Source organism: Kitasatospora sp. NPDC034035 (assembly GCF_055575755.1).
The window spans coordinates 196,847-223,609 of sequence record NZ_JBVISA010000001.1; the positions used below are offsets into that span (position 1 = coordinate 196,847).

26 protein-coding genes are annotated in these 26,763 nt (G+C 73.2%); 7 read left to right on the plus strand and 19 right to left on the minus strand.

The window, feature by feature from the left end; translation table 11 throughout:
• Window positions 1–10 precede the first annotated feature (10 nt).
• On the minus strand, window positions 11–1,270 hold the full coding sequence (locus tag ACZ52J_RS00845) for an MFS transporter (protein ID WP_465614878.1): 1,260 nt from the start codon (window positions 1,268–1,270) through the stop codon (window positions 11–13).
• A 123-nt stretch (window positions 1,271–1,393) separates the two neighbouring features.
• On the opposite strand from ACZ52J_RS00845, the gene ACZ52J_RS00850 reads away from it, so the two are divergent.
• Complete coding sequence (locus ACZ52J_RS00850; protein ID WP_360501876.1) at window positions 1,394–1,693, plus strand: hypothetical protein; 300 nt, start codon at window positions 1,394–1,396, stop codon at window positions 1,691–1,693.
• A gap of 78 nt (window positions 1,694–1,771) precedes the next feature.
• Here ACZ52J_RS00850 and ACZ52J_RS00855 read toward each other — a convergent pair whose 3' ends face one another.
• The 3 genes from ACZ52J_RS00855 to ACZ52J_RS00865 all read right to left on the minus strand — a co-directional run bounded on the left by ACZ52J_RS00855 (window position 1,772) and on the right by ACZ52J_RS00865 (window position 3,394).
• On the minus strand, window positions 1,772–2,209 hold the full coding sequence (locus ACZ52J_RS00855; RefSeq protein ID WP_465614879.1) for a universal stress protein: 438 nt from the start codon (window positions 2,207–2,209) through the stop codon (window positions 1,772–1,774).
• A 117-nt stretch (window positions 2,210–2,326) separates the two neighbouring features.
• Window positions 2,327–2,890 carry a YbaK/EbsC family protein gene (locus ACZ52J_RS00860; RefSeq protein WP_465614880.1) on the minus strand — a complete coding sequence of 188 codons (564 nt, stop codon included), beginning with the start codon at window positions 2,888–2,890 and terminating at the stop codon, window positions 2,327–2,329.
• A 36-nt stretch (window positions 2,891–2,926) separates the two neighbouring features.
• Window positions 2,927–3,394 carry a nucleoside deaminase gene (locus ACZ52J_RS00865; RefSeq protein ID WP_360501884.1) on the minus strand — a complete coding sequence of 156 codons (468 nt, stop codon included), beginning with the start codon at window positions 3,392–3,394 and terminating at the stop codon, window positions 2,927–2,929.
• Between the two features lie 103 nt (window positions 3,395–3,497).
• Here ACZ52J_RS00865 and ACZ52J_RS00870 point away from each other — a divergent pair, with 103 nt between their 5' ends.
• Entirely contained in the window at window positions 3,498–4,589 is a 1,092-nt protein-coding gene (locus ACZ52J_RS00870; RefSeq protein WP_465614881.1) for a hypothetical protein, read from the plus strand.
• A 25-nt stretch (window positions 4,590–4,614) separates the two neighbouring features.
• Here ACZ52J_RS00870 and ACZ52J_RS00875 read toward each other — a convergent pair whose 3' ends face one another.
• Window positions 4,615–5,463, minus strand: coding sequence for a universal stress protein (locus ACZ52J_RS00875; RefSeq protein WP_465614882.1), 849 nt, complete (start codon window positions 5,461–5,463; stop codon window positions 4,615–4,617).
• 169 nt (window positions 5,464–5,632) lie between these two features.
• On the opposite strand from ACZ52J_RS00875, the gene ACZ52J_RS00880 reads away from it, so the two are divergent.
• Entirely contained in the window at window positions 5,633–6,007 is a 375-nt protein-coding gene (locus tag ACZ52J_RS00880; RefSeq protein WP_465614883.1) for a zinc ribbon domain-containing protein YjdM, read from the plus strand.
• Window positions 6,008–6,088: 81 nt separating this feature from the next.
• Here ACZ52J_RS00880 and ACZ52J_RS00885 read toward each other — a convergent pair whose 3' ends face one another.
• The 4 genes from ACZ52J_RS00885 to ACZ52J_RS00900 form a co-directional block, all read right to left on the minus strand.
• Complete coding sequence (locus ACZ52J_RS00885) at window positions 6,089–7,093, minus strand: hypothetical protein (protein WP_465614884.1); 1,005 nt, start codon at window positions 7,091–7,093, stop codon at window positions 6,089–6,091.
• A complete protein-coding gene (locus tag ACZ52J_RS00890; RefSeq protein WP_465615277.1) occupies window positions 7,090–7,992 on the minus strand; it encodes an ABC transporter ATP-binding protein in 903 nt (300 codons plus the stop codon). The genes ACZ52J_RS00885 and ACZ52J_RS00890 overlap by 4 nt, the downstream gene beginning before the upstream one ends.
• A gap of 36 nt (window positions 7,993–8,028) precedes the next feature.
• Complete coding sequence (locus tag ACZ52J_RS00895) at window positions 8,029–8,436, minus strand: GntR family transcriptional regulator (RefSeq protein ID WP_360501900.1); 408 nt, start codon at window positions 8,434–8,436, stop codon at window positions 8,029–8,031.
• A gap of 99 nt (window positions 8,437–8,535) precedes the next feature.
• Window positions 8,536–10,056: a DUF2079 domain-containing protein gene (locus ACZ52J_RS00900; protein WP_465614885.1), complete on the minus strand. Its 1,521-nt coding sequence runs from the start codon at window positions 10,054–10,056 to the stop codon at window positions 8,536–8,538.
• A 283-nt stretch (window positions 10,057–10,339) separates the two neighbouring features.
• Here ACZ52J_RS00900 and ACZ52J_RS00905 point away from each other — a divergent pair, with 283 nt between their 5' ends.
• Window positions 10,340–10,765 (plus strand): Ohr family peroxiredoxin, encoded by a 426-nt coding sequence (locus ACZ52J_RS00905; protein WP_465614886.1) that lies wholly within the window; start codon window positions 10,340–10,342, stop codon window positions 10,763–10,765.
• 388 nt (window positions 10,766–11,153) lie between these two features.
• Here ACZ52J_RS00905 and ACZ52J_RS00910 read toward each other — a convergent pair whose 3' ends face one another.
• From ACZ52J_RS00910 to abc-f, 3 genes are all read right to left on the minus strand, one after another.
• Window positions 11,154–11,621, minus strand: a complete 468-nt coding sequence (locus tag ACZ52J_RS00910; RefSeq protein ID WP_396288244.1) for a hypothetical protein — start codon at window positions 11,619–11,621, stop codon at window positions 11,154–11,156.
• A gap of 130 nt (window positions 11,622–11,751) precedes the next feature.
• Window positions 11,752–12,315, minus strand: a complete 564-nt coding sequence (locus tag ACZ52J_RS00915; protein ID WP_465614887.1) for a CGNR zinc finger domain-containing protein — start codon at window positions 12,313–12,315, stop codon at window positions 11,752–11,754.
• Window positions 12,316–12,449: 134 nt separating this feature from the next.
• Window positions 12,450–14,084 carry a ribosomal protection-like ABC-F family protein gene (abc-f, locus tag ACZ52J_RS00920; protein WP_465614888.1) on the minus strand — a complete coding sequence of 545 codons (1,635 nt, stop codon included), beginning with the start codon at window positions 14,082–14,084 and terminating at the stop codon, window positions 12,450–12,452.
• A gap of 433 nt (window positions 14,085–14,517) precedes the next feature.
• Between abc-f and ACZ52J_RS00925 the strand changes: the two genes are divergently transcribed.
• The 3 genes from ACZ52J_RS00925 to ACZ52J_RS00935 all read left to right on the plus strand — a co-directional run bounded on the left by ACZ52J_RS00925 (window position 14,518) and on the right by ACZ52J_RS00935 (window position 17,669).
• The gene (locus ACZ52J_RS00925; RefSeq protein WP_465614889.1) at window positions 14,518–15,240 is read left to right on the plus strand and encodes a molybdopterin-dependent oxidoreductase; all 723 of its coding nucleotides are present in this window, start codon (window positions 14,518–14,520) and stop codon (window positions 15,238–15,240) included.
• Complete coding sequence (locus tag ACZ52J_RS00930; protein ID WP_465614890.1) at window positions 15,188–15,892, plus strand: cytochrome b/b6 domain-containing protein; 705 nt, start codon at window positions 15,188–15,190, stop codon at window positions 15,890–15,892. The genes ACZ52J_RS00925 and ACZ52J_RS00930 overlap by 53 nt, the downstream gene beginning before the upstream one ends.
• Window positions 15,893–16,055: 163 nt before the next feature.
• Window positions 16,056–17,669 (plus strand): tannase/feruloyl esterase family alpha/beta hydrolase, encoded by a 1,614-nt coding sequence (locus ACZ52J_RS00935; protein WP_465614891.1) that lies wholly within the window; start codon window positions 16,056–16,058, stop codon window positions 17,667–17,669.
• Between the two features lie 377 nt (window positions 17,670–18,046).
• On the opposite strand, the gene ACZ52J_RS00940 is transcribed toward ACZ52J_RS00935, so the two are convergent.
• From ACZ52J_RS00940 to ACZ52J_RS00970, 7 genes are all read right to left on the minus strand, one after another.
• A complete protein-coding gene (locus tag ACZ52J_RS00940; RefSeq protein WP_465614892.1) occupies window positions 18,047–18,913 on the minus strand; it encodes a Bax inhibitor-1/YccA family protein in 867 nt (288 codons plus the stop codon).
• Between the two features lie 176 nt (window positions 18,914–19,089).
• Window positions 19,090–19,557 carry an SsgA family sporulation/cell division regulator gene (locus tag ACZ52J_RS00945; RefSeq protein ID WP_465614893.1) on the minus strand — a complete coding sequence of 156 codons (468 nt, stop codon included), beginning with the start codon at window positions 19,555–19,557 and terminating at the stop codon, window positions 19,090–19,092.
• 303 nt (window positions 19,558–19,860) lie between these two features.
• Window positions 19,861–20,289, minus strand: a complete 429-nt coding sequence (locus tag ACZ52J_RS00950; RefSeq protein ID WP_465614894.1) for an SRPBCC family protein — start codon at window positions 20,287–20,289, stop codon at window positions 19,861–19,863.
• A gap of 128 nt (window positions 20,290–20,417) precedes the next feature.
• Window positions 20,418–20,915, minus strand: coding sequence for an SsgA family sporulation/cell division regulator (locus ACZ52J_RS00955; RefSeq protein WP_465614895.1), 498 nt, complete (start codon window positions 20,913–20,915; stop codon window positions 20,418–20,420).
• Window positions 20,916–21,059: 144 nt separating this feature from the next.
• A complete protein-coding gene (locus ACZ52J_RS00960; RefSeq protein WP_465615279.1) occupies window positions 21,060–23,861 on the minus strand; it encodes a helix-turn-helix transcriptional regulator in 2,802 nt (933 codons plus the stop codon).
• Window positions 23,862–24,217: 356 nt separating this feature from the next.
• The gene (locus ACZ52J_RS00965) at window positions 24,218–25,078 is read right to left on the minus strand and encodes an alpha/beta fold hydrolase (protein WP_465614896.1); all 861 of its coding nucleotides are present in this window, start codon (window positions 25,076–25,078) and stop codon (window positions 24,218–24,220) included.
• 125 nt (window positions 25,079–25,203) lie between these two features.
• Complete coding sequence (locus tag ACZ52J_RS00970) at window positions 25,204–26,571, minus strand: amidase family protein (RefSeq protein WP_465614897.1); 1,368 nt, start codon at window positions 26,569–26,571, stop codon at window positions 25,204–25,206.
• Between the last annotated feature and the right edge of the window lie 192 nt (window positions 26,572–26,763).

Sequence of the window (26,763 nt, forward strand, 5' to 3'; positions counted from 1 at the left end):
TAGCCTTCCCTCATTCTTTGCCCTTGGTTGTTCTACCGTCATCAACCTGTGACTCGCGGTCGGGTCGGACGGCCACGAGCAGGACGAGGGCGCCCGCCTGGACGACCGTCACCGCCGCGATCAGGGCCGGCACGGACACCTCGTACAGGGCGCCGGTCAGGGCGCCCGCCGCCAGGGTCGCGGCGCCGACGACGGCGGCGAAGACGCCGTAGGCGGTGGCCCGGCGGGCGGCGGGCACGAGGTCGGCGACAGTGGCGCGCAGCGTCGACTCCTGAACTCCCATCACCGCTCCCCACAGCAGGACGCCCGCGACCACGGCGGCCCGCGTGCCGCTGAAGGCGAGCGCGGTCATCGCGGTGACCAGCACCGGCAGCACCGCGAGGACGCGCGGCCCGACCCGGTCGTACAGCCAGCCGGTGGCCAGCGCGACGACGGCGTCGGCGAGCATCGCCGCCGCGTACAGCACCGGCACCAACGACACGGACACCAGGTGGCGCTGGACCAGGTGGAAGGAGACCACGCCGAAGGTGGCGAAGCCGGCGGTCGTCGCCGCGGTGAAGGCCGCGTACACCCAGAACGCACGTGGCAGCCGCGGCGGTTCGGCCTCCTCGCCGCCGTCGCTGTTGCCGCCGGAGGGGTGGGCGGGCGTGGAGGCGGGCTCGTAGCGGGCGGGTTCGGGCACGCGGGCGCGCAGCCACACCAGCAGGGCGAGCGCCGCGACGCCCGGCACGGCGAGGACGCCCAGCGCGGGCGCGTAGCTACCGGTCACGGCCAGGACCCCGGCCACGGTGAGCGGGCCGATCACCGCGCCGAACTGGTCGAGCGCCTCGTGCACCGCGAACCCCCGGCCCCGGCCGGTGGCGGCGGTGGCGTGCGAGAGCAGGGTGTCCTTGGCCGGGGACCGGACGGCCTTGCCGACCCGCTCCGCCACCACCAGCACGCACGCGGCCGTGAGCGTCCCGGCCACGCCCAGCAGCGGCACCGCGGCGACGGTCAGCGCGTACCCGGCGATGGTCAGCGCCCAGAACCGGCCGGTGCGGTCCGCCAGCGGCCCGGACACCAGCCGCAGGCCGAACGCCGCGGCCTCCCCGGCTCCGGTGACCACGCCGACCACCAGCGCGGAAGCGCCGAGGGAGGCGAGCAGCGGCCCGGTGACGGACCGGGCGCCCTCGTAGACGAAGTCGGCGAGCAGGCTCACGATCCCGAACCACACGACGAACCGCCACGGTCGCATACCCGTCGACCGCTCCGCCGGGGTGGGCCGGTTCATCCCCACACCCTATCGGCTGCGCGGGCCGGTCGAGGTGCGCGCGGGCGGGAGCGGGAGTTGGCTGGAAGCACCGGGGGTTGGGAACCGCGACGAGAGCAGGGACGAGAGCAAGGGAGCGGTGACATGGCTGTGGTGATGTCGATGCGGTGGGCCGAGGCCACGCCCGAGCAGTACGACACGGTGCGTGACGAAGTCCGCTGGGAGGAGGTCGAGCCGGCCGGTGGGCAGCTGCACGTCGCCTGGTTCGACGCGCAGGGCCTGCACGTGACCGATGTGTGGGAGTCCCAGCAGGCGTTCGAGACGTTCTTCGCCGAACGGTTGGCACCCGCGATCGAGAAGGCCGGCATCCCCGGTGAGCCCGAGACGGTGTTCAGCCCGCTGCATCGGCGCTTCGTCGCCCCGGGCGTCAGCGGCGCCGCGTAGCCGGAAACCGCGGGTGCTCCCCGCGAGCACCCGCGCGCCCCCGCCGGGCCTGGACGCCCGGGCGAGGGCCGCGGGTCGTCACTGCGCGCGGACGATGACCACCGGGCAGGCGGCGTGCTGCGCGCAGCGCGTGCTGACCGAGCCGAGCAGGGCCCGGGTGAAGCCGCCGCGGCCGTGGCTTCCGACCACCAGGACCTCGGCGCCCTTCGACGCGTCCAGCAGGACGTCCGAGGGGTCGCCCAGCACCATCGTCGGCCGGACCTCCACCGGGCGGTCCGTGCCGAGCACCGTGCGGAGTTCCTCGGCGAACCGCCGCCCGGCGAGGTCCCGGTCGAAGGACATGTCGACCACCGGCGCCGACCAGCCGACGTGGCTCGGCGGCTCCCACGCGCCCACCGCCTCCACGACCCCGCCGATCAGCGTGGCGTGCCGGACCGCCCAGCGCAGCGCGGCGTGCGACGACGGCGAGCCGTCGACGCCGACCACGACGCGGGGAGCGGAGTCGTTCGCGTCCATGTCTACCGTCCTGTCGGTCGTCGCCCCTTCCACCACGGTGCGGGCCACCCGATGCCGCCGCCAGTACGGTCCGGCACCCGGGTGACGGCGGCGGCACCCCGGTCGTCGGCCGACCGCTCAGCCGGCCAGGCCCGGCAGCACCTCGGCGCCCGGCAGCCGGGCCAGCGCCCACCCGGGGAGGATCAGCTTGCCCCGGCGCCGACCGCTGCCGACCAGGACGTACGGCGCGGCGGCCACGGCCTCGTCGATGAGCAGTGGCCAGGCGCCGGGCAGGCCGACGGGGGTGATGCCGCCGTACTCCATGCCGGTCAGCTCGACCGCGGTGTCCACCGGGGCGAAGGACGCCTTCCGCGCCCCCAGGTGGGTACGGACCGCCCGGTTCACGTCCACCCGGGTCGTGGCCAGGGCGAGGCACGCGGCGTGCGTGACCTCGCCGGCGCGCTTGGCGGCGACCACCACGCAGTTCGCGGAGAGCTCCGGCGGCGTGTCGTAGGCCGCGCAGAACACCGCGGTGTCCGCCTTCTCGGGGTCGGTGTCCACGTAGAGCACGGCCGCGGCCGCGTCCCTGGCGTCCCAGTTCTTCAGGGCGTCGGCCACGGGGGCGGCCAGGTCGTCGCGAACCTCCAGGGCGGCGAAGGCCGTTGGGAAGTTTCCGAAGGGCGGGGATGCGGACTCGCTCATGGGACGGACTGTAGCGCGGTCCCTCACCCCGCCCGGCTACCCCCAGTACCCCGTGTGCACCGCGGCGGCCTCCTCGGGCAGGTGCGGCCCCGAGACCTCCACGGTGTTGCCGCCGGCCGCGAAGACCTGTCGGCACGGCAGGTCGAGCACCGGCTCCTCCGGGTCGACCCCCGCGATGGCGTTCAGCTCGGTGGCGGAGAGCGCGTAGACGACCCGCCGGATGCCGCTCCAGTAGATCGCGCCGGCACACATCGCGCACGGCTCGGTGCTGCTGTACAGGGTGGCCCGGGTCAGCTGTGTCGGGGCCAGGGTGCGGGACGCCTGCCGCACCAGGTTGGTCTCCGCGTGGGCGGTGACGTCGCGGTCCGACAGCACCGAGTTCTCGGCGCTGAGCAGGACGTTCCCGTCGGAGTCGGTCAGCAGCGCGCCGAAGGGGTGATTGCCGTGCGCTCGCGCGCTGTGGGCGAGTTCGAGGGCGGCGAGCAGGTGGTCGCGGTCGGCCATGGCGTACTCCTCAGGGTGGGCCGGGTGGTGGGGTCGAACGTACGACGTCAGTCTCCGGACGAAAGGGCTCCGACGCCGGGCGTGTGGGTGACAGGATGCCCGGGTGAACGAGATCATGCGTGCCGCCGAGCGCCTGCTCGCCACCCGGCTGTCCGATCCCGCCGACCTGGGCGGGAGCAGCCGCACCAGTGTGCTGCGCTGTCGGACGGCCGACGGACGGAGCGTCGTCGTCAAGGCCTACACCGGCGGACCGGACGCCCTGCGCGGTTTCACGGCGGAGGCCGCCGGGCTCTCGCTCGGCCTGGCCGGCCCGCCGGTGCTCGGGGTGGACCCGGAGGTGCCGCTGCTGGTCCTGGCCGACCTCGGCGACGCGCCGACGCTCGCGGACGTGCTGCTCGGGGACGACCCGAAGGCCGCCGAGGACGGGCTGCTGGCCTGGGCGGTCGGGCTCGGCCGACTGGCGGCACGGTCGGTGGACCGGCGCGCCGACCTCACCCGGCTGTGGGCGCGGTACGACATCGGCCTGCCGACCTGGGCGGACGAGCCGTGGATCGCCCGCAACGCCGCCGACCTCCCCGGCGTGCTCGAAGCGGCCGGTGTCGCCGTGCCGGGCGGCCTGGTCGAGGAGCTCGCGCGGATCGGGACGGCGGTCGGCCAGGAGTACCCGGCGTTCTCCCCGGGCGACACCTGCCCGGACAACAACCTGCTCACCCCGGACGGTCTGCGGCTGCTCGACTTCGAGGTCGCCTGCTACCAGTCGGTGTTCCTGACCGCGGCGTACTGCCGGATGCCGTTCGCCACCTGCTGGTGCGTCTTCGCCCTGCCGGCCGGGATCGCCCGGCGGATCGAGGCGGCGTACCGGGCCGAGGTCGTCCCGGTGTATCCGGCGCTGGCGGAGGACGCGGTGTGGGAGGCAGGGATGGCGCGGGCGGTGGCCGTGTGGACGGCGAACGCGACCCTGCGCCTGCTGCCGCGCACCGCCGAGGACGGCCCGATGCACCGCACCCGGCGGCCGGTGGCGACCAGGCGCCAGGTGCTCAGGCACCGCTGGGAGACGGCGGCGCGGCTCGAAGGGTTCCCCGCGTTCACGGAGACGATGCGGCGACTGCTGCGGGAGGTCGCCGACGGCTGGCAGGTGGAGCCGCTGCCGGGCTACCCGTGTTTCGCGCATGAGGGTGGCGCCCGCGACTCCTGACGGGGCGCTTCCGGCGGCGGCCGGGTCAGCCGTACGGGACGACGGCGACCGGGCAGTGGACATGGTGGATCGCGGCGTGCGCGACCGGGCCGAGGTGGTGGTGGAGGCGCGGCATCCTGTGGCTTCTGCGGCCGACGACGAGCAGCCGGGCCGTCGCCGCGGCGTCCACGAGTTCGACGGTGGGCTTGCCCCGGACCAGGTCGGCCCTCACGGCCACCTCGGGGTGCCGGGCCCGCCAGGACTCCAGGGCCTCCGCGAGATCGGCCCGCTCGTCGGCGGACACCTCGCCCTCCAGCCCGCCGATGGCGCCGTAGGACATGTGCTCGCTGCCGGCCGGCGGGGCCCAGACGTGGACCACGCGCAGCGGCGCCGAGCGGAGCGCGGCGGCCTCGAAGGCGAACGCCAGCACCGGGTCCGCCGGATGCGCCAGGTCGAGGCCGACCGTCACCGCGCCGTCCGCCTCCTCCTCGCCCGCCCGGACGAGCACCACCGGGCAGGCGGCCCGGCGCAGCACCTCCTGGCTGACCGAGCCGACCAGGAAACCGCGGACGGTGCCCAGCCCGCGTGAGCCCAGGACGAGCACGGCGGCGCTCTGCGCGGCGGCCTCCAGTGCCTCGGCGGGCTCGGCGGACACGGACGAGGAGGACACCGTCAGCCCGGGGGCGAGGGCGCGCAGGGCGGCCTCGCGGGCGGCGAGTCGCGACAGGGTGTGCCGGTAGCTCTGGTCGCTGCCGACCACGTCCCGCTTCGGCCAGGGCCAGGCGTGGAGGAGTTCGAGCCGGAGGCCGCGGCGCCGCGCCTCCCGGGCGGCCCATTCGGTGGCGGCCAGGCTCTCGGGCGAGTCGTCGAAGCCGGCGACCACGGATCCGGTCATGGCGTCCTCCTCGGTTCCCGTGCTCGATCGGGGCGGTGCCCGGCCGCCTCGGGTGCGGCCCCAGTATCGGCAGTGGGCGCGCCCGGCGCCTCCCGGGGAGGCGGCGCCGAGCGCCTCGTGCCCGCTGACCACGGGAAACGCCCCTCGGGTGACTGGATATCCTGATCACATGAGCGACAACCTTCCCCCTTGCCCGCAGTGCGCCGGCGAGTACACGTATGAGATGAACGCCCTCATGGTCTGCCCGGAGTGCGGCCACGAGTGGGCGCCCGCCGACGCCGGCGAGGCCGCCTCCGCCGGGGCCGGCTCCGTCGGGGCCGGCGAGCGGGTGGTCAAGGACGCGGTCGGCAATGTGCTGAGCGACGGCGACACCGTGACCGTCATCAAGGCCCTGAAGGTCAAGGGCAGCGCCTCCGGCATCAAGGCCGGCACCAAGGTTCGCAACATCCGCCTGGTCGACGGCGTCGACGGCCACGACATCGACTGCCGGGTCGAGGGTTTCGGGGCGATGCAGCTCAAGTCCAGCGTGGTCAAGAAGGCCTGACCCGCCCCGCCTTGACCTGCCCCGCCTGTTCGACCTGCCCTGTCCCGACCCGCCCTGTCCCGCTCGGCCGTGCCGGGCTCGTCAGGTGCGGATCCGGCGGAAGGCGACCACCAGGATGACGGCGGTGAGCGCCAGCAGGATGCCGGCCTCGACGAGCTGGATCGGTACGAGGTGGCCGACCGGGTGGTACCGCAGCCAGGAGCCGGTGGCTCCGTCGCACGTGGTGTACCGGCACGCGTCGTCGCCGACGCGGCTGCCGTCGGCCAGGACGGCGCCGCGGTCGATCAGCCACGCGTTGGTGGGCTGCGCGATGTACGGGTGCGCGGGGCTCAGCGGGACCACTTCGTCCACGATCGGATGGAAGTACGGGCGGGCCCAGCGGATCAGGCCGTGGGCGGCCGCGACCAGTGCGCCGGTGAGGAACATCGCGGGCAGTGTCCGGCGCACCAGCCGGCCGACGAGGACGCCCAGTGCCAGCGCGAACAGTGACCAGGCGACCGGCGCGACCCCGAGCGCCGGATAGGTGAAGAACTGGAACGGCGGATCGAAGGCGGCCGGCCCGTGCACGATGTCCGTCCACCACACCCAGGTCATCAGGACGGCGAGCGTGCCGCTGAAGGCCAGCACGGCGAGACCGGGCACCGCGAGGCGGGCGGCCAGCCAGCGCATCGGGCTGACGGACTGCGCGCGGACCAGCCGGATCGTGCCGCGCTCGTACTCCTGGGCCAGCAGTGGCGCGCCGACGAAGACGCCGATGAGCAGCGGGACGGCGGTCACCGCGGGCTGGAGGACCTGGGTGTACCAGAAGGTCGGCCGGTCGATCGGCGAGAGCAAGTTCCAGCACCGGGCGCCGGACCAGCTCTCGGGGCTGTAGCAGCCGGTCCGCCGCAGTACGCCCACGATGTGGCTGCTGACGAGGTGGATCCAGAGGAGGTCGGCCCCCACCAGGACCAGCAGGGCGGCCAATGCCCACAGCAGGGCGCGGTTCTGACGGATCGACAGCCAGAGAAGTCCGCGCAGTCGAGGGGTGGCGGGGCGGCGGCCCACGGGCGCGGTGGCGCGGTCGGGCAGGACGTTCGTACTCATGCGGCGGCCTTCTCGTTCCGGTGCTGGTCGTTCGCCGGGGTGGTGTCCGGTCGCGGATCGGCCGGTGCGCGCAGATAGCCGAGCAGCAGGTCCTCCAGGCTCGGCCGCTCGCTCTCCCACGGGCCGTCGAGCGGTTCCCCGGTGCGTACCAGCGCGGTGGCCCGGCGGCCGCCGACGCGTTGCTCGACCACCAGATCGGCCGGGAGGTCGGCGGCCTCGGCGGGCCCGGTGAGCAGCTGGTGGCCGTCCAGGACATCGTCCAGGTCGCCGGCCAGCCGGATCCCTCCGCGCTGGACGAGCAGCAGGTGGTCGATGACGCCGTCCAGCTCGGGGAGGATGTGCGAGGAGACCACGATGGTGGTGCCGCGTTCGGCGGCGGCCGACATCAGGGTGCCCATGAGCTGGTGCCGGGCGAGCGGGTCGAGGTCGGCCATCGGCTCGTCGAGCAGCAGCAGGTCGGGGACCCTGCCGAGGGCGAGCGCCAGGGAGACCCGGGTGCGCTGGCCGCCGGAGAGCGAGCCGATCCGCGCCTTGGGTCGCAACTCGCCCTGGTCGACGATGCGTTGGGCAGTCTCGTGGTCCCATGCCGGGTTGAGCTCGCGGCCCATCCGTAGCGTCTCGGCGACGGTCAGGCCCGGGTAGAGCGGCTTGTCCTGCGCCACGTACGCGACCCGGGCGCGCTCGTCCGGGGTGCCGGACGGTTTGCCGAACACGCGCAACTCACCTTCAGTGGCGGAGAGTTGGCGGGCGGCGAGGGAGAGCAGGGTGCTCTTGCCCGCGCCGTTGGGGCCCACCACGCCGCAGATCCGCCCGGCCGGGACGGTGAAGTCGCAGTCGCGCAGGGCCCAGTCGCCCCGGAATCGCCTGCCGAGGCCGGCGGCCTCCAGCGCGGGCGTCATGATTGTCGGGTCTTCCACCCGGTCCCCCCACTGTTCTCAGTTCGGTGTTTCCGGGGAGACCCCGGTGTCGAAACGCTGCTCCAGGACGGAGGCCATCAGCGCGGAGATGTCCTCGCGCTCCAGCCCGGCCTCCCGGGCCCGGTCCACCCAGCCGACCAGGTCCGCGCGCAGCGGACCGTCGGCCGCCGCCTCCGGCCGGGCGAGCGAGCGCCGGACGAAGGTGCCGAGCCCCGGGCGGGGCTCGACCAGCCCCTCGCGCTCGAGTTCGCGGTAGGCCTTCAGCACGGTGTTGGGGTTGATCGCGGTCAGCTCCACCACCTCACGGGCGGTCGGCAGCTTGTCTCCGGGCTGCAGCAGTCCGAGCCGCAGAGCCTGCTTGGTCTGCTGCACGATCTGCTGGTACGTGGAGACGCCGCTGCGCCGCTCGATGCGGTACTCGATCACCGGCGTTCCGGCCTTTCACTAGTTCAATAGTGGAATGGTGGCCCACTGCGGCGCGATGGTCAAGACGGACCGAGGGCGGGGGCGGGAGGAGCGGCCCGGTCAGGGGCGTTTGAGCAGGAGCAGCCCGTCCTGCTCGACCAGCCGCCGGTAGCCGAAACCCTGGTACACCGTCAGCATGCGGGTGGTGTCGGCGATGGCGCACGGGGCCTGGACACTCGGGTCGCGCAGGTCGACGGCCACCCACTCCGGCCCCGGCCACACCGGCTCCCGGCACACCAGGGTGACCTCCGCCCGGCTGGTGAGCTGGGCCGCCAGCCGGTTGGAGGCGGCCACCGTGGCGTCGTCCGGTATCAGCCGGAGCATCGCCCGGGTCTCGGTGAGCCGGGGCGAAGTGCGCCAGGCCTCCGGCATCACCACCTCGTGCAGCGGGTAGAGCGGCAGCGTCACGGCCGTCACCAGGGCGCTGACGGTGAGTGCGCGCCGGGCACGGCGGGGGAGCGGGGCGGGTCGGGCGGTCCGGGGCGGTGGGTCGGTCAGGGTGGTCAGGGTCGGTGGGTCGGCCGGGCGCGGGCCGCCGCAGCGGCGCACGGCGTCGACCAGGGCGGCGAGCGCGATCGGCATCAGCACCGCGCTGTAGTGGTAACTGACGCCCCAGTAGTGCGGGTTGGCCGAGAAGAGCCGCCAGGCCAGGGTGGGCACGCAGAGCAGGAAGAGCGGCGAGCGCAGGCCGAGGAAGCCGGCCGTGGCGGCGAGCAGGAACAACAGCAGCCATTTGACCGGCGGCCACCCGAGCCGCAACGGCAGGGCCCAGACCGAGGGCTGTCCGCCGCCGCCCAACTGCTGCCAGTAGTCGAAGCCCCCGCTCGGGTTGAACGCGGGCAGCACCACGAGCACGGTCAGCGCGGTCGTGGCGACGCCGACGGCGGCCAGGGCGAGCCCCGGCAGCGGAGAGCGCCGGGCCTGCCGGGCCTGCCAGGCGATCAGCAGGCCGACGGCGGCCACCGTCAGCCCCAGGTCCTCCTTGACCAGCAGCAGCGGCAGCGACCAGAGCGCGGCGGCGAGCGGGCGGCGCCGGCCGAGCGCGGTGGCGGCGAAGGCGAGCAGCGGGACGGCGAACGCGATCTCGTGGAAGTCGTCGGCCGCCGCCCTGACGATCCCCCAGGAGGCCCCGGTGGCGCAGCCGACGAGCAGTGCCACCCGCGGCCCGGCCACCTCGTGGGCCCAGCGGGTGAGCGGGACGACGGCCAGCGCCATGAGTAGCGCCTGGGCGACCACGAGGGTGAGCGGGGTCGGGAAGGCCCGGTACGCGGGGGCGAGGACGGCGATCAGCGGGTGGAAGTGGTCCCCGAGCAGGTGGAAGCCGGGCCCCTTGAGCGGCACGATCGGCGGCCGGAGGTGCGCGTACGCCCGGACGGCCTGTTCGAAGATGCCCAGGTCGTAGGCCTTGGTGAGGCCGCGCCGGTGCCGGTTGACGGCGACGCAGGCGTAGAGCGCGGCGAAGCCCGCCGCCAGGCCCCAGGCCAGTGCGGCAGGGCGGCGGGCGAGCAGGGCGGCCCGTCGGAGCGGGGCCGCGGGCGGGAGGGGGCGGGGCGGGCTGTGCGGGGAGAGGGCCAGGGGCATCGACAAAGAACCCTTTCACTATTCGATTAGTGAAAGGGTGATGGAAGGTCTGAGCGGGCGTCAAGATCGGGTCGCCGGTGCGGGTCGGTGTTCGGGTTGGTGTTCGGGTCGGAGTGTGAGGCAGGTGTGCGTCACTGTCTTGACTGGTGATGTGGGTGGCTGCCATCATTTCATCACCGCCTCAACCGGTGACGAGAAACGTGTCTCGACCCCGGCCCCGGCCCCGGCCTGGCCCCGGTCAGACGGCGGACGGATACCTTTCGACCCAGATGGGGAGCGCACCATGGCAGTCAGCTACACCGCCGTCGTCAACGTCGACGGAGAGGGCCGCAACGGCGGTCGCGTCCGGTCCTCCGACGGCCTGCTGGAGACCGGCCTCGCCCTCCCGAAGGAGCTGGGCGGCGCCGGCACCGCGACCAACCCGGAGCAGCTCCTGGCCGCCGGCTGGGCCGCGTGCTTCCTCGGCGCCCTGCGCCGCGCCGCCTCCCTCCGCAGGATCCGGCTGACCAGCACCACCATCACCGCCGAGATCACGCTCACCCACGGCGACGACGACGAGTTCTCGCTCTCTGCGGTCCTCACCCCGGTACTCGGCGGCGTGGACCAGGCCACCGCCGAGGAACTCGCCCGCGCCGCCCACCAGATCTGCCCGTACTCCAAGGCCACGCGCGACAACATCCCCGTCACCATCAACGCCGCCGCCGCCTGATCCCCCCAAGACGGCGGGTCCCGTGCGGAACCCCCGCCGCACGGGACCCGCTCCCACCGTCACACCGTCACGCAGCACCGCCGTCACACCGAACCGCCGACCGGAGAGCGAGGGCCGGAGATGGCCGCCACGACACACACGTATCAACGGGCGGCCGCGCACCGTCGTCACGCCCCTGGCCGGTGTTCCACGGGCCCTGCGGAGCGGCGCAGCCGGAGCCGGGGCCCGGAGCGTTCAGGGGAGCGGCCTTGGCCGGACGGCGCGCAGGTGTGGAACTGGGCGGAAACCGTGGTGTCGTCGGGGTACGGTCCCGGAGCGTGGTACTTCGTGTGACGCGGCGCGTGTGACCTGCCGCAGGTGAGGGTGGTGGCGCCGGCGGGCCGGTGGGTCAGTCGGTAACGCCCGGCGTCACGAGGGTGTACAGGACGGTGCGCTCCTGCTTGTGGCGCCGGACGCGCCCCTTGGCCACGAGGGATTCCAGGGTGTTCCGTACCACCTGAGGCGTCGGGTTGCGCTTCGGGTACGTCGCCATGAGCTCCTCGCGCAACTCCTTCGCGGGGCAGGGCTCGTCGTGGTGACCCAGCAGGTCCGCCAGGAGGTCACCGAGCAGAGGCCGGCGCGAGTTCTCCTTCGCGTCGGCCTTCGTCGCGTGCGCCGCCGGTCGCGCCTGCGCGGCGACGGGCTCGTCCTGGGTCTGTTCGGGCAGACGTGACGGGTCAGAGAAGCCCTCGTACCGCTCGGCGAGGGACAGGATGTCGACCAGGAGGGCTTCCTCCTGCTTCAACACCCTGATCGCTTCCTCCAGCTCCTGCTGTCGCCGGTGGTTCTTCTCCAGGTCCGATGCGACCTGTTCCACGTACCGGGACCGGAGTGTGGAGGCTGGTTGGCGGGTCACAACCGTTCACTTCCTCGAGATGGGTGGTGTTGCATGGTACCCATGCCGAGGGTGCCGGCGCGGTCGGGGCGGAACATGTCGGTGGGTGGGGTCAGCGCACACCCAGGGCCGGCGCGGTCTTCTTCCGGGCGCGGTAGGCGGCGGCCTTGATCTTGTTGCCGCAGGAATCCATGCCGCACCACTGGCGGCGCATGCCCCGGGAGCGGTCGATGTAGATCCGCGTGCACTCCGGGTTGCCGCACTCCTTCATCAAGGGGACGTCCGGGCCGCTGAGGAGTTCGACGGCGTGTCGCGCGACGGTGGCCAGGGCCTGCTCGGGCGTCGCCTCGTTGTGCCGCCCGGTCATGGTGAGTTGCGGCGTCACGGGGGCCTTGCGCGCGGCGCCGTTGAGCACGGCGAGGGCCTCGCGGTCGAACTCCTCCTCGGAGAGGCGGTTGGTGACGAGGCGGTAGACGGCCTCGCGCACGGTCTTCGCGTCCCGGACGTCCTGCTCGCCGCCGGGCGTGATGGTGTCCACGAGTCCGCAGTCCAGGTACCAGGCGTTCAGCCGCTCGGGCGTCACGAACATCTCGAACCGGGTCGAGCGCCGCGCGCGGAGGGTCGCCGCGAAGTCGAGGGCCGGGTGCCCGCACACGAAGACATGGTCAAGGTTCACATCACCATCCTGACAGGTGACTGTGAGGGGCGCAAGAACCGGGCAGGCGGGTGGGGGCCGTCTACGGACTGTGAGCGGTGGCGGGCCCGCCGAGCACGAAGCCTCGGACGCGGGCCACGCCACACACCGGCGGGTCACACCCCGGGGCCCCCGGTCTCCCGCAGCGCCCCGTCGGCCAGCCGCAGCCGGCGGTTCACCCCGATCTCGGTGAGGAACCGCTCGTCGTGGCTGACCACCAGGAAGGCGCCCTGATAGGCCTGGAGCGCGCTCTCCAACTGGCCGGCGCTGACCAGGTCGAGGTTGTTGGTCGGTTCGTCGAGCAGCAGCAGGTGGGGGGCCGGTTCGGCGCACAGCACACAGGCCAGGGTGGCGCGCAGCCGCTCGCCGCCGGAGAGCACCCGGACGGGCAGGTGCGCCCGGGCGCCGCGGAACAGGAAGCGGGCGAGCAGGTTCATCCGCTCCGTCTCGGGCCGCTCGGGCGCGAACGCGGCGAGGTTCTCCGCCACGGTGAGGTCCGGGTCCAGCAGGTCCAGCCGTTGCGAGAGGTAGGCGATCCGGCCGTCGCTGCGGGTGATCCGCCCGTCGTCCGGCGTGAGGTCGCCGGTGATCAGCCGCAGCAGGGTGGACTTCCCCGCGCCGTTGGGCCCGGTGAGCGCGATGCGCTCGGGGCCGCGGATGTTCAGGTCGACGCCGCCGTCGGCGAACACGGCCCGGCCGGCATGCCGGACTTGCAGGCCCTCGCCGAGGAAGAGGTTGCGCCCGGCGGGCACCTGGGTGTCGGGCAGCTCCAGGGAGAGTCGCTGCTCCTCGCGCAGCGCGCGCCCGGCTTCGTCGAGCCGGGACTTGGCGTCGCTGACCCGGGCCGCGTGCAGTTGGCCGGACCGGCCCGCCGCCTCCTGGGCGCCGCGCTTCATGGTGCCCGCGAAGATGCGGGGCAGACCGGCGTTCTTGAGGTTGCGGGCGGCGTTGCTCGCGCGGCGCTCGGCGCGTTCGCGGGCCTGCTGCATCTCGCGCTTCTCCCGCTTCAGCTCCTGCTCGGCGTTGCGGACGTTCTTCTCGGCGACCTCCTGCTCGGCCCGCACGGCCTCCTCGTACTCGGTGAAGTCGCCTCCGTAGAACCGTAGTTCGCCGCCGTCGAGTTCGGCGATGCCCTGCATGCGGTCGAGCAGCGCGCGGTCGTGGCTGACCAGCAGCAGGCAGCCGCTGAAGTCCGTCAGCACGTCGTAGAGCTTGTGCCGGGCGTCGGCGTCGAGGTTGTTGGTCGGCTCGTCGAGCAGCAGGACGTCGGGGCGCTTGAGCAGTTGGGCGGCGAGGCCGAGGGAGATGATCTGGCCGCCGCTGAGCGTGCTCAGGCTGCGGTCGAGGGCGAGGTGGCCCAGGCCGAGCCGGTCGAGCTGGGCGCGGGTGCGCTCCTCGATGTCCCAGTCGTCGCCGATGGTGGTGAAGTGCCGTTCGTCGACGTCGCCGGACTCCACGGCGTCGATGGCCCGGACGACCTCGGCGATGTCGAGTACCTCGGCGACCGTGAGTTCTCCGGTCAGGGGGAGGCTCTGCCGGAGGTAGCCCAGGGTGCCGCCGACCGTCACCGAGCCGGTGGTGGGCGTGAGTTCGCCGGCGATCAGCTTGAGCAGGGTGCTCTTGCCGGAGCCGTTGGGGGCGACCAGGCCGGTCCGGCCGGCGGGCACGGTGAAGGACAGGTCGTGGAAGACCGGGGTGTCGTCCGGCCAGGCGAAGGAGAGGTTGGAGCAGACGATGGCGGCGTCGGACATGGAGGTGACCTCGAAGGAGACTGAGGGCAGGAGTGAGAGCTCTGCCCTGGGCAGACACGGGGAAGGGGGGACGACGAAACGGACCACTTCGGCTGCGGCGTTCCTGAAGCGCCGGCCGGTGGCCGTCAGATCCGGGTCTCACCCGGAGATGTCGTCGTCACCCGCCATGTCTGCCACTCCTCGATCACACGAACGTCAGGTCACATGCAGCGTAGCAGGTGTCGCTCGTAGGCAGCCGTCATTTCTCACCGGCCCGGCGGTGTCGGCTCGTTGACAGCCATGGAGGGCCATGTCAGCATCGTCACCAGTTGAGCCGGTGATGATGCTGGGACGGTTCGACGATGTTCACACGTGTGTATGTTCCCGCGACCACGGACGGCCTGGGTTTCCGGCCTCGTCGGCGCGGCTGCCACCTCGAAGGAGCGCACTGACCATGACGGGAAAACCGAAGCGGAGAGCCGAGGGCGCGCCGGTCGGGCGGCGTGCCGTGCTCGGCATGCTCGGCGCGGGCGCCGCGGGGCTCGCCGCGGCGCCGTACCTTCAACGCGGCTGGGAGCGGTTCCTGGCCGCCGCCTCGGAGCACGACGCGACGGGCCTGACCGGACTGCTGCCCAACCCGGGCGGCTTCCGCTACTACAGCGTCGTCGGTTCGGTGCCGCAGAAGGACGGGACCACCTACGAACTGCGGATCGACGGACTGGTGGACCGGCCGATGACCTACACGCTCGGCGACCTGCGCGCCCTGCCGCAGACCCGGGTCGTCCACGACGTGCTCTGCACGGACGGCTGGCGCGTGGACCGGACGCCCTTCGAGGGGGTGAAGCTGGCCGACCTCCTCGACGCCGCCGGAGTGCGCTCCCCGGGCGCGGCGGTCCGGTTCACCTGCTTCGACGGCGCCTACACCGAGAGCCTCACCCTGGAGCAGGCCCGCCGCGCGGACGTCCTGGTGGCGCTGACCATGCAGGACGCGCCCATCACCCACGCCCACGGCGGACCGGTCCGCCTCTACGTGGCGCCCATGTACTTCTACAAGTCGGCCAAGTGGCTGTCCGGCATCTCGGTCACCGACAAGGTCGTCCCCGGCTACTGGGAGGAGCGCGGCTATGCGGTCGACGGCTGGCTCGACGATGCGGACCGGCACGGCGAGGCGGCCTGACGCGACGCGGCGGACCGGCCCGGCGAGGCGGCCTCACCGCGTCGACCGGGTCCGCCGCTTCAGCACCGCCGAGCGGATGGTCCACCGGGCCACCGGCTGGCTGATGCTCGCCTGCCTGGCCTCCGCCGCCTGCCTGTACTTCGGGCCGCTGGCCCAACTCGTCGGCCGGCGCTACCTGATGGTCACGGTCCACGAGTGGTCGGGCATCCTGCTGCCGCTGCCCTTCCTGCTCGGGCTGCTCTCCGCCGAGTTCCGCGCGGACCTGTGCAGGCTCAACCGCTTCGCGCCGTACGACCGGGAGTGGCTGCGGGCCGCCCGCAGGCGCCGGACGGAACCCGGGGCGCGCCCGGCGGGCAAGTTCAACGCGGGGCAGAAGCTCTACGCGGGCTGGATCGCCGGCGCCGTGCTGGTGATGGCGTTCACCGGACTGCTGATGTGGTTCACGGGGCTGCTGCCGTCCATCTCCCGCACCAGCGCGATCTTCGTCCACGACGTCCTGGCCTGGGCGATCGCCATCGTGCTGATCGGGCATCTGCGCAAGGCGTTCCAGGACCCGGAGTCGAGGCGCGGCATGCGTACCGGGTACGTCCGCCGGTCCTGGGCCGAGCGGCACCACTCCCGGTGGCTGCCCCGGGACCGGTCGGACGCCTGAGCGTCACCGGACCCTCGTCGCCACCGGACCTGTCGTCACCACACCTCTACCGTCACCTGTTTGACCGGTGATATGTTTTCGACCAGCCCCCTGCTCATGTGCCGCGCACACGCTTTCTTCGCGGCCGGGCACACACCTACCTACCTACCTGGACGGGATACCCATGAAGAGATTCCTGATCGTGCTCGCGACCGGCGCCGCCCTGGCCGCGGCGAACCTGCCGATGGCGGCGGCGGAGGCCCGGAGCGGCTCCGTACCCGCCACGTTCTCCTGCTCGCCGGTGTCGGTGCGGGCCCCCGCCGGCACCACGGTGGAGTCCGTGACGGCGCTCCGCCAGGAGGGCGGCACCATCGACGGGACCGGGGTCGTGGGCGGCGTGGTGACCGGCGTCCCCGCCTACTGCGAGGTGACCGTCACGATCACCCACCCCGGCGACAACGACCATGCCAAGGTGCGGACCTGGCTCCCCCTGAGCGGCTGGAACGGCCGCTTCCAGGCCGTCGGCGGCAGCGCCTACGCGGCCGGGGACAACAACGTCGGACTGGGCACCGCGGTCAAGAACGGGTACGCCGGGACCACCACCGATGCCGGGCTCGGCGACGCCGTCGACGTCAGCTGGGCGCTGAACGGCAAGGGGCAGGTCAACACCGCGCTGCTCGAGAACCTCGCCTCCCGGTCCCAGCACGAGGCGGCGATCGTCGGCAAGGAGGTCGTCGCCGCCGCGTACGGCCGGGGCGCCGCCTACTCCTACTTCAACGGGTGCTCCACCGGCGGACGCCAGGGCTACATGGAAGCCCAGCGCTACCCCGACGACTTCGACGGCATCCTCGCCAACGCGCCCGCCGTCAACTGGGACGAGTTCGAAGTCGCCACCCTGTGGCCGCAGGTCGTCATGAACAACGAGAAGACCTACCCGTCCGCCTGCGAGTTCAAGGCCTTCACCGACGCCGCCGTCGAGGCCTGCGACCCGCTCGACGGCGTCAAGGACCACCTCGTCAACGACGCGGCGCGGTGCGACTTCGACCCCCGCCGGCTGATCGGCACCAAGGTGGTGTGCAACGGCAAGGAGCTGACCATCACGGCGGCCGACGCGGCCGTGGTGCGCAAGATATGGGACGGCCCGCGCACCGCCTCGGGCCGGAAGCTATGGTCTGGTGTCCCGGTCGGGGCCGACCTGTCGGCACTGGCCGGCACCGCCCCCGACCCGAACGGCGTGGCCAAGGGCGCACCGTTCCCGGTGCCCAAGCTCTGGGTCACGACCTGGCTGAAGAAGCAGCCGTCGTTCGACGTCTCGACCATCACCTACGACCAGTTCACCCAGCTGTTCGAGCAGTCCCGGGCCGAGTACGACCGGATCATCGGCACCGACGACCCCGACCTCTCCGCCTTCCGCGACTCCGGCGGCAAGCTCCTGACCTGGCACGGCCAAGCCGACCAGTACATCCCCACCCAGGGAACCGTCGACTACCGCCGGCAGGTCGAGCGGACGATGGGCGGCACCAAGCGGGTCGACGACTTCTACCGGCTCTTCCTCGTCCCGGGCGCGAGCCACTGCGGCCTCAACAAGGGCGCCGGCACCATCGACGACCTCGCCGCGCTGACCGCCTGGGTCGAGCAGGGCAAGGCCCCCAGGACGCTGCCCGCCACCCTGGTCGACGCCGCCGGGCAGAACGTCAGCCGCGACGTGTGCGCCTACCCCAAGGTGTCCCACTACACCGGCCACGGCGACCCGGCCGCCGCCACCAGCTTCCGCTGCGTCCTTCCCTCCCGGCACTGAATCCCCTCCGGTACCGTCCCGGCCCGCGCCCCCCGTGGCGCGGGCCGGGACCTTTTGCGTTCCCGCGGCCCGGGTCGGTCGCGTTGCTCCGTGGCCCGCGTGCGTGGCATCGTTCCGTGGCCCGGGTGCGTGGCATCGGCGATGACCGTGGCGGGCAGGCAGGCAGGCAGGCAGGCAGGCGGGCAGGGGCAACGGGGCAGCGGGGCAGAGGGGCAGAGGGGCGTCGAAGGCCTCGGAGGCCTCGGCGGGGTCGAGCTCGCCAGACGGCGGCAGCGCGTCGATCGGCCCGTGGGCGGACACGCCGGAGGGGCATGCGCGGCGCGCATGCCCCTCCGGCGTCGGGGGAACCCGGTCGGGGAAAACCCCAGCGGGGAAGCTCAGTTGTCGTTGTTGTTGAAGATGGTCAGGACCTGCAGCACCTCGAGGTAGATCCACACCAGCGTCGTGGTGAGACCGAAGGCGGCCAGCCACGCGTCCTCGCGGGGCGCGCCCTCGGCGAGGGCGTCCTCCACCTGCCGGAAGTCCAGGGCGAGGAAGCCCGCCCCGAGCAGGACCCCGATCGCGCCGAAAAGGAGGCCGAGGCCGCCGCTGTGGAAGCCGAGGCCGTGGCCCGCGCCGAAGGCGGAGAAGAGGAGGTCGGCGAGGAGCAGCAGGAGGAAGCCGGCCGCGGCGGCGGTGAGGAACCCGGCGAACCGGCGGGTGACCCGGATCCAGCGCATCCGGTAGGCGACGAGCACGGCTGCCGACACGGTGAAGGTGCCGAGGACCGCCTGAACGACCATGCCCGGGGCGAGGTAGGTCGAGGTCGCGCTGGAGACCACGCCGAGGAAGACGCCCTCGAACGCCGCGTATCCGAGGATCAGGGCCGGGGACGGCAGCCGCCTGACGGCCTGGAGCATCGACAGCGCGAAGGCGACGACGGCGGCACCCACGGCTATCCCGTACGAGAGGCCGAGGTGCGCCTCGTCGACCGGCAGGAGGAGCCAGGAAAGCACCGCCGCCAGCGTCACGGCGCCGAGCGTCGTCGCGGTGCGTATGACGACGTCGTCCAGGGTCATCGCGGTGGAAGCGGTGGAAGCGGTGGAAGCGGTCGGAGCGTCAGGTGTGAGGGTGTCGGCGGTCCGGAAGCCGCCCGCCGACGGGCCTCCGGCCATGGCGCCGACCGGTTGACGCACCGAGGCGTCGGTGAGGGTGGCGGCGCGGGCGGCGCCCCAACGGGAGAAGACCGGGTTGGTGCTCTTCATGTCATTCCTCCTGGTCCGCCGCGTGTGCGGCCTGCGGTGCGGCGTCGTCATGGGCCACCGGGGCGGCACACGTGTGAACTTGCTCGCCCGTGGATCGACGACACCGTATTCGTCACCACTCTGACAGGTGACGAACGGGGCGGCAAGTCATCCTCAGGGCAAGTGGCCGGCCGGGCTCATTCGGACGGCGCTCCCGGGCGGTCGAGCAGCCCGCGGAGGAATCCGTCCCAGTCGATCCCGTCCAGCTCCGCCTCGGCCGGGGTGATCCGGTAGGTGGCGTCCAGCCAGGCCGCCAGCCGCCCGGTCGGCAGCTCGAACAGGGCTTCCAGCTCCGGGGTTTCGAGGAGCAGCCAGGAGGAGGCCCGCTCGTCGGGCTGCGCCGGCCACATCCGGACGTCGCCGCAGCCGCTCATCGTCGTCAGGCCGCGGTGCAGGAGCTCGCGGCCGAACCGCCAGATGAGGATCGGGCCGCGTTCCGCGAGGAATTCGACGGTGATCACCGCGGGCGTCGCCGGATCGAACCGGAACTCCGCCTGCACGGGAAGCCGGGTGAACTCGTCGAGCATCCGGTCGATGTCCAGGAGCAGCGAGGGCAGGTGCGCGGGCGTCGAACGTGCCCACAGGGGCGGTTGGTCGCGGTACATGGCAGGCGTTCCCCTCCGAGGTGCGAACTGTGCGGCCCCCACTCTTCGCCCGGGGCGGCCCCCGCACATCGGTCACTTGACGGTGAAGGCCCGGTGCGATGCGGGGGAGTTCACGCGGCCGGGACGGCTCGGCGTGCCGCGCGCGGCCTGTCGGACGCACCGTCATTTGACGGTTCCACCGCCCGCCGCGTCGACCTCGGGGCTCGGAATGGGCATGGCGAAGGGGCCGACAGCTCGCGCTGTCGGCCCCTCTCGGTCTTCCGTTTTCCGCCGTGGCCCCGCCGAACAGGGCTGCGGGACAGGTCACTTGGCCCGCAGGGGCCCCGCGAAGGACTTGCGCAGGGACGGGGGAGCGGCCACCGGGAGGAGGGCGGCGAGCACCTTGCCCTTGACGGTGGTGGGTTGCCGGGTGAGCTCGACGTCGACCCGGGTGCCGTTGTCCTCGGAGGTCATCCGGAAGACCCAGCCGCCGCCGGCTCCGAAGAGCTTGGAGTCGAGGGTGGTGATGGTGACGGTGTCGCCGCCCGGCTTCCACTCGTACCGTGCGCGTTCCCAGGCGGCGGCGGTGCCCTCGGTGACCTCGGCCCAGGTGTCGCCGAGGTCGTGGACCTCGAAGTGCTTCGCGTCGATCGTGGGCCAGGTCTCGGCGCGGGAGGGGCCGAAGTCGGTCAGTACCGCCAGGACCTCCTCCGGGCCGAGCGTGGAGACGAGATGGAACCGTACGACTGTCATGTGGGGTTTCCTCACCGAAGAGTGACCGTTCTGGCCGGTGGCGAAAGAGTTCCATGGCAAGGCGTCACCAGTCAAGGAGGTGACGATGCTGAGGTGTCATGATGCCGCTCGGGGAGAGGGGGCCGGGGTCACCGGGCGTCGAGCAGGCCGGTGGTGATGGTGTCCCAGTCGACGGCGGCGAGTTCGCGTCCCGCGGGGACCGCCTCGTAGGTGTGCGCCAGCCACTCCGCCAGCGGTGCGACGGGCAGTTCGAACAGGGCCGCGGTGTCGGCGGAGACCAGCCGGAGCCACGCGGTCGCCCGGTCCGTACCCTCCGCCCCTTCCGTACCGTCCGCCCCTTCCGTACCGTCCATGCGCTCCGACGGCCGGACCTGGACGTCGCCGAGCCCGCTGCGCGCGGACAGCCCGCGCCGGAGCAGGTCCCGACCGATGCGCCACCGCACACAGGGGCCGCCGTCGACGCGCAACTCCACGGACACCACCAAGGGGTGCTCCGGGTCGTACCGGAACCCGGCCCGGACCGCCTGCCGGGCGGAGAGGCCCAGGACGCGCTCGATGTCCAGGGTGAGGTCGGGTACGCCGGGTGTCGTTCGGTTCGCCCGGGCACCTGGCCGGTGGCCGCTCATGACGGGTGGGTCCTTCCCTGTGTGTGACGGACGTCGGTCCGCCCCACTCTCGCCGTCCCGGCGTCGCCGTACATAGGTAAGTCGACCGTCGATCTTCAGTCATTCGACTGTCGTCCGCGGCCCCCGTCCGGGCGATGCTGGAGTTCACGCGTTCCGCTCGTCGGGCAGCGTGCCCAGGGCGTCGCGCAGGGCGGCCCGGGAGGTGATGCCCAGTTTGGGGAACACGCGGTAGAGGTGGGAGCTGACCGTGCGCGGCGACAGGTGCATCCGGGCGCCGATCTCCTTGTTGGTGAGACCGCCGGCGGCGAGGTCCGCGATCCGGCGTTCCTGCCAGGTCAGGGCCGCGAGATGGGTCGAGGAGGCGAGCGGGGAGGCGCCGGCGGCGCGCAGTTCGACCCGGGCGCGCTCGGCCCAGGCGGCCGCACCGAGCCGTTCGAACGCCTCGGCGGCGAGGGTCAGTGCCGGTCGGGCCGCCTTCCGCCCCTGGGAGTGGCGCAGGCGGACGCCGTGGGCGAGGCGGATGCGGGCGAGTTCGAACGGGAAGCCGGGTGCGGCCGGGTGGCTTTCGGCGCGACGGTACATCTCGGCGGCCTCGGCCGGGTCGGTGGCGGTCATGGCGAGCGCGCCGTGGGTGATGACGGCGAGGCGGGGCGAGATGTCGGGCAGGTCGGCCTCGCGGGCGGCGAGCGCGTGCCGACGGGCCTGCTCGGAGCGGCCGGTGTGCAGCGCCGCCTCGACGAGGTCGAGGAGCGTGCGGGAGGCCTGGTGGGCGTAGGGCGCGAAGGAGCCGGGGGGCGTGATGCCGATGGCGTGGAGGTAGGCGGCCTCGTAGTCGCCCTCGCCGAGGGCGGCGGTGGTGCCGATCGCGTCGGCTATCTGGGTGAGGAAGCCGACGCCGCGCGGGCGGGCCCAGGCGTCGACGGCGGCCTGGAGCTCCCGCGCGCGCTCCGCCCGGCCCTGCAGCGCGGCCAGCAGGCCGAGGTACGCGCGGGTGTGATGAGCGAAGAGGGCGTGCCCGTGCGCCGTCGTCAGCCGCAGTCCGCGCTCTCCGGTCCGCTCGGCCTCGTCCCACTCACCGACGGCGATCTGGTCGAGCATGATCAGGTGCAGCATGGTCATGCCGGACACCATGGCGCCGGTCTCCACCTCGCGGTCGACGGTGCGCTGCAGGTGCGGCCGGTACTGGCTGAGGGTGTCCACGTGGTACGCGGCGACGGACAGCCGGCTGATGTCCCACGGCTCGAGCCTGCCGAGGTCGGCGAACTCCCGCTCCACCCGCGCCCGCACCCCGGCCCCGCGCCGGACCACGTCGCCCCACGCGTCCTGGTAGATCCGGGAGTTGGCGGACACCAGGTCGCCCAGCGAGCCGAGGAGTTCGTGGGTCCGCTCCCACGCCGTCTCGTCGCCCGCGTACTGGTTGATGGCCAGGAGCAGGTTGACCAGCCGGGCGAGCGCCTCGCTCGGCTCCCGCACCCCGCCGTCGCGGACGCCCTCGATCGCCGCCAGGACCTGGCGCCGCGAGGAGCGCACGTCCCCGTCCTCGTACAGCGCGACGTAGGCCGACGCGACCACCGATGCCGGCGACTCGCCCGTCCCGGCCGCGCCGTCCGAGCGGACGAGCTGCTGGGCCCGGTCCAGCAGACCGGCGTGACCGGCGATGAACGACGCGTCGCCCAGCCGCCGGGATCGCTCCCGGTGACCCTCGCTCAGCTCCGCCGCCCGGGTCAGCCAGGCCACGGCGGCCACCGCGCTGCCGCGCCGGGTCGCGGAGTCGGCGGCGGCCTCCAGCGCGGCCGCGACCCGCTCGTCCGGGTCGACCATCGAGGCCGCCAGGTGCAGGGCGTGCCGTTCCACGTCCTCGCGGTGCACCCGCGCGAGGACCGCGTGCGCCGCGCGCCGCTCGTTGGGGGTCGCCAGCTGGACGACCGTCGACCGCACCAGCGGGTGCCGGAAGACCAGGTCGCCGCTGAACGGGTCGACGTCCAGCAGCCCGCCGTCCGCGGCCTCGGCGGCGTCCGTCATCCGATAGCGGGTACGGCGGGAGTTGCCGGCCGCACCCGCCGTGCCCGCACCGGCGCCGTCCAGGGCACCGCGCAGCAGCTCCGCGCGCACGGCCCCACCCAGCGCCTCGATGCGGGCGCCGTACACCTGCTGCAGGCGCCGGGGCAAAGGGATGCCGGCGTACCCGAACGGCTCTGCGCGGTCGCCGGCCGGTCGGCCGCTGCGCAGCACGTGGGGCGGCAGTTCCAGCAGCGCCAGCGGGTTCCCCTGGGCCTCGTCCAGGACCAGGCGGCGGACCAGGGGGTCCAGGCCGGGGTGGTGCAGGTCCAGGAGCTCCTCCGAGGCGCGCTCCGACAGCGTGGTCACCGGCAGTCGGGGCAGCGCGGCCGTGTCGAAGCCGGAGGGCACGTCGGAACGCAGGCCGACGACGAGCTTCACCGAACTGCCGGTGAGCCGTCGCCCCACGAACCCGCACACCTCGGTGCTCGGGGTGTCCAGCCACTGGCCGTCGTCGAGCACCAGCAGGAGGGGCCGCCGCGAGGCCGCGAGGGAGAGCAGGTCGAGGACGGCGATGCCGAGGGTCATGACCGAGGGCGGCGGCCCCTCGCTCCGGCCGAACACGACGTCCAGGACCGCCCGGTGGCCGTCGTCCAGCCGGTCCATGTCGGGGAGCAGCGGGTAGAGGAACTGGTGCAGGCCGGCGAACGGCAGCTCCCACTCGGCCTCGACCCCGACCGCCCTGATCACCCGGTGCCGCTGGCCGGGATCCTCGCCGTGCTCCTTGGCGTGCTCCTCGCTGAGCCGTCGGCCCGACGCGAGGTCGGCGACGTGGTCCAGCAGGGTGCTCTTTCCCACTCCCGTGTCACCCCGCAGGACGAGGGCCCGGCCCCCGGAGGCCGTCACGAAGTCGGACAGCACCTCCTGCTCGTGTGCGCGGCCGACCATGGTCCGGTCGATCGATTCCAACGTTCCCCACATCCTTCGCGCCGCGGCGACTGACACCCGCCGACGCGTCTTCGTCCACACGCTGCGTGCGGTCTTCCGAGCCGGTGGTCGTCCGACACATGTCCGCCACCCTGACGCAAGAGACTAGATGTCCCGCAGGTGTTCCGTCACCTGGTACAGGCCAACATATTCGGGTGGCGCAGCCTCCGGCCGCGCCCGGGGCGAGACACATGTGTGCTGCCCGAAGCCGCCGCGGCCCGGTGCGACCCGTCGCGACCCGCTGCGGCCCGCCGCACGGCTGCGCCCAGTACGGCCGTTTCCGGCGGTACTGGGCGGCGGGACCGGGCGTGGGGCGGTCAGCGGGCGGTGGCGCGGGCGGCCTGCTCGATGACGTCCGCGACGAGGCGGGGGCGGGAGACGGCGACGGAGTGCGAGGCGGCCACCTCGGTGGTGTGGGCGTGGGCCCGCTCGGCCATGTAACGCTGCACCGCGGCGGGGATGTTGAGGTCGCGCGTGGTGACGATGGACCAGCTGGGCTTGGTCTGCCAGGCGGCGCTGGTGGCCTTCTCCTCCAGCGCGGCCTGGGCGATCGGGCGCTGTTCGGCGGCCATCAGCGCGGCCTGGCCGGCGGGGACGTCGGCGGCGAACTGGTGGCGGAACTTGTCCTGCCGGATGTACAGGTCGGTGCCGGTGCTGCCGTCACCCTGCCGGTAGGTGACGGGGTCGAGGGCGTCGGGGAGGGTGGAGCCCGGGTACTTGCCGGTGAGCTCCAGGGCGGTCTCGCCGGGGGCGGGCAGGAAGGCGGCCACGTAGACGAGGGCCCTGACGTCGGGGTCGTCGGTGGCGGCCTCGCTGATGACGTTGCCGCCGTAGGAGTGTCCGGCGAGGATCTTCGGGCCCTTGATGTGGTCGAGGACGGTGCGCAGGGCGGCGGCGTCGGAGGCCGGACCGCGCAGCGGGTTGGCGGCGGCGACCACGGGGTAGCCGTCGGCCCGCAGTTCGGCGACGACGGCGTTCCAGCTGGAGCCGTCGGCGAAGGCGCCGTGCTCCAGGACGATGGTCGGCTTGGCGCGGCCGCCGAAGCCGTCGGCCTCGGCGGCGCCGGTCGCGCCGCTGGCGGAGCTCGGGAGGGTGAGCGCGCAGAGCGCGAGACCCGCCGTGAGCGCCGAGACCGCACCCGTCACTACTCGCTTGCGTCCACCCTTGATGCTCACCACGACAAACCCCTTTCGGACATTTCGGCAGTGGACGGGCCGGACGCGCCGACCCGTCACCGCTCTGACTGGTGATGAGTTTGTCGTGGCGTCGAGTCACCTGTCAAGGTGGTGACGGGTCGGGCCGGCTACCCGTGCCGCAGGCGGGCGTCGACCCGCACGGCCACCGACAGCAGGTCCCGGTCGGCCATCCGACGCCCGATCAGCTGCAGTCCGACCGGCGGGGACGCGGTGACGGGAAGCGGCACCGTCACCGAGGGCAGACCGGCCGTGGCCGCGGGGGAGGTGTTGCGGATCAGGGTGAAGAACGTGGGCGCGTCCTGCCCGTTGAGGGGGAGGGAGTCCTCGAAGCGGCGCAGCGGCCGGGCGCATACCGGGACGGTGGGGCTGAGGATCGCGTCCAGACCGTCGGCCGCGAACAGGTCCGCGTAGGCCGCCTGCATCGCTTGCCGCTGCGCGAGCGCCCCCTGCAGCGCGGCGGGCCCCGGGTGCCCCGGGCCGCTGGGCAGGGCGGTCGCCCGGAGCGTCTCCGCCATGACCGGGTCGCCCGCCGTGTCGAGGACGTCGGCCGGCGTGAGCCCGGCGCGGTGTTCCTCGAGGTAGCGGCCGAGAGCGGCGGCGAACTCGCCGAAGACGAGCGGGAATCCGATCCGGGAGTCGTACGCGACCAGGTGTGCCGTGTCCACGGGGACCCAGGTGTGCCCCGCCGCGGCGAGACGGTCGACGGCCGCCTCCCAGGCGTCCCGGACGGGGCCCTCCAGGTCCTCGGTGAACACGTGCCTCGGCAGGCCCAGCCGGAGCGGGCGTTCCGGGTCCTGCGGACTCCCGGTCTCCCCGGTGAGGAGGGTGTCCAGCGTCAGGAGGCGGTCGAGGGTGTTCGCCATCGGACCGGGCGTGTCCCGCGTGGGGCACAGTGGCGTGAGACCCGCCGAGGGGTAGCGCCCGGCGCTGGGGCGCAGGCCGTAGATCCCGTTGAGGGCGGCCGGGATGGTCATGGAACCGCCGGTGTCGGTGCCGAGCCCGGCCTCCGCGACGCCCGCTGCCACCGCCGCGGCCGTACCGCCGCTGCTGCCGCCCGCGAACAGGGCCGGGTCGGTGGCGTTGCCGACGGCGCCGAAGGTGTGGTTGCAGGAGGTGGCACCCAGGGCCAGCTCGTGCATGTTCGTCTTGCCGAGGACGATCGCCCCCGCCGCGCGCAGGGATCGGACCACCGGCGCGTCGGCGTCGGGGACGAAGCCCTTGAGCGCGGGGGTGCCGGCGGTGTTGGGCAGCCCCGCGACATGGATGTTGTCCTTGACGACGAGGCACCAGTGGGCCTGCCCCTCCTGGTCACCCCGAGCATCGCCCCGGGTGTCGTGACGGGCCGCCTCGGCGAGTGCCCCCTCGGCGTCGAGTGCGATGAACGCGTTGAGGTGGGCGGTCGCGGCGGCGCGGTCGAGCGCCGCCGACACCGTCTCCTGCGCGAGGCCCTGGCCGGCCGTGTCCGGGTTGACCATGAACGTTCTCCTTCGCACTGCTCTTCGTGTGGGTGGACGAGTGTGTTCGTGGACGAGTGTGTCGTGAACGAATCCGCCGTGGCCCGCCCCGGGTAACGATGCCTCAGGCAGGGCCTCGGAGAGTGGGGAATCGGTCAAACACGTGTGTCCGGCCGCCTCGGCGAGCGGGCACCCCGGAAGCGTCACCACCTT

Bases quoted from the DNA above. Each gene is read 5' to 3' on its own strand.
- ACZ52J_RS00900 (WP_465614885.1), bottom strand. From the start codon at position 10,056: ATGCCCCTGGCCCTCTCCCCGCACAGCCCGCCCCGCCCCCTCCCGCCC.
- ACZ52J_RS00860 (WP_465614880.1), bottom strand. From the start codon at position 2,890: ATGAGCGAGTCCGCATCCCCGCCCTTCGGAAACTTCCCAACGGCCTTC.
- ACZ52J_RS00970 (WP_465614897.1), bottom strand. From the start codon at position 26,571: ATGGTCAACCCGGACACGGCCGGCCAGGGCCTCGCGCAGGAGACGGTG.
- ACZ52J_RS00905 (WP_465614886.1), top strand. From the start codon at position 10,340: ATGGCAGTCAGCTACACCGCCGTCGTCAACGTCGACGGAGAGGGCCGC.
- ACZ52J_RS00950 (WP_465614894.1), bottom strand. From the start codon at position 20,289: ATGACAGTCGTACGGTTCCATCTCGTCTCCACGCTCGGCCCGGAGGAG.
- abc-f (WP_465614888.1), bottom strand. From the start codon at position 14,084: ATGTCCGACGCCGCCATCGTCTGCTCCAACCTCTCCTTCGCCTGGCCG.
- ACZ52J_RS00880 (WP_465614883.1), top strand. From the start codon at position 5,633: ATGAGCGACAACCTTCCCCCTTGCCCGCAGTGCGCCGGCGAGTACACG.
- ACZ52J_RS00885 (WP_465614884.1), bottom strand. From the start codon at position 7,093: ATGAGTACGAACGTCCTGCCCGACCGCGCCACCGCGCCCGTGGGCCGC.
- ACZ52J_RS00845 (WP_465614878.1), bottom strand. From the start codon at position 1,270: ATGAACCGGCCCACCCCGGCGGAGCGGTCGACGGGTATGCGACCGTGG.
- ACZ52J_RS00930 (WP_465614890.1), top strand. From the start codon at position 15,188: ATGCGGTCGACGGCTGGCTCGACGATGCGGACCGGCACGGCGAGGCGG.
- ACZ52J_RS00890 (WP_465615277.1), bottom strand. From the start codon at position 7,992: ATGACGCCCGCGCTGGAGGCCGCCGGCCTCGGCAGGCGATTCCGGGGC.
- ACZ52J_RS00960 (WP_465615279.1), bottom strand. From the start codon at position 23,861: ATGGTCGGCCGCGCACACGAGCAGGAGGTGCTGTCCGACTTCGTGACG.
- ACZ52J_RS00940 (WP_465614892.1), bottom strand. From the start codon at position 18,913: ATGAAGAGCACCAACCCGGTCTTCTCCCGTTGGGGCGCCGCCCGCGCC.
- ACZ52J_RS00865 (WP_360501884.1), bottom strand. From the start codon at position 3,394: ATGGCCGACCGCGACCACCTGCTCGCCGCCCTCGAACTCGCCCACAGC.
- ACZ52J_RS00945 (WP_465614893.1), bottom strand. From the start codon at position 19,557: ATGTACCGCGACCAACCGCCCCTGTGGGCACGTTCGACGCCCGCGCAC.
- ACZ52J_RS00855 (WP_465614879.1), bottom strand. From the start codon at position 2,209: ATGGACGCGAACGACTCCGCTCCCCGCGTCGTGGTCGGCGTCGACGGC.
- ACZ52J_RS00875 (WP_465614882.1), bottom strand. From the start codon at position 5,463: ATGACCGGATCCGTGGTCGCCGGCTTCGACGACTCGCCCGAGAGCCTG.
- ACZ52J_RS00955 (WP_465614895.1), bottom strand. From the start codon at position 20,915: ATGAGCGGCCACCGGCCAGGTGCCCGGGCGAACCGAACGACACCCGGC.
- ACZ52J_RS00935 (WP_465614891.1), top strand. From the start codon at position 16,056: ATGAAGAGATTCCTGATCGTGCTCGCGACCGGCGCCGCCCTGGCCGCG.
- ACZ52J_RS00925 (WP_465614889.1), top strand. From the start codon at position 14,518: ATGACGGGAAAACCGAAGCGGAGAGCCGAGGGCGCGCCGGTCGGGCGG.
- ACZ52J_RS00850 (WP_360501876.1), top strand. From the start codon at position 1,394: ATGGCTGTGGTGATGTCGATGCGGTGGGCCGAGGCCACGCCCGAGCAG.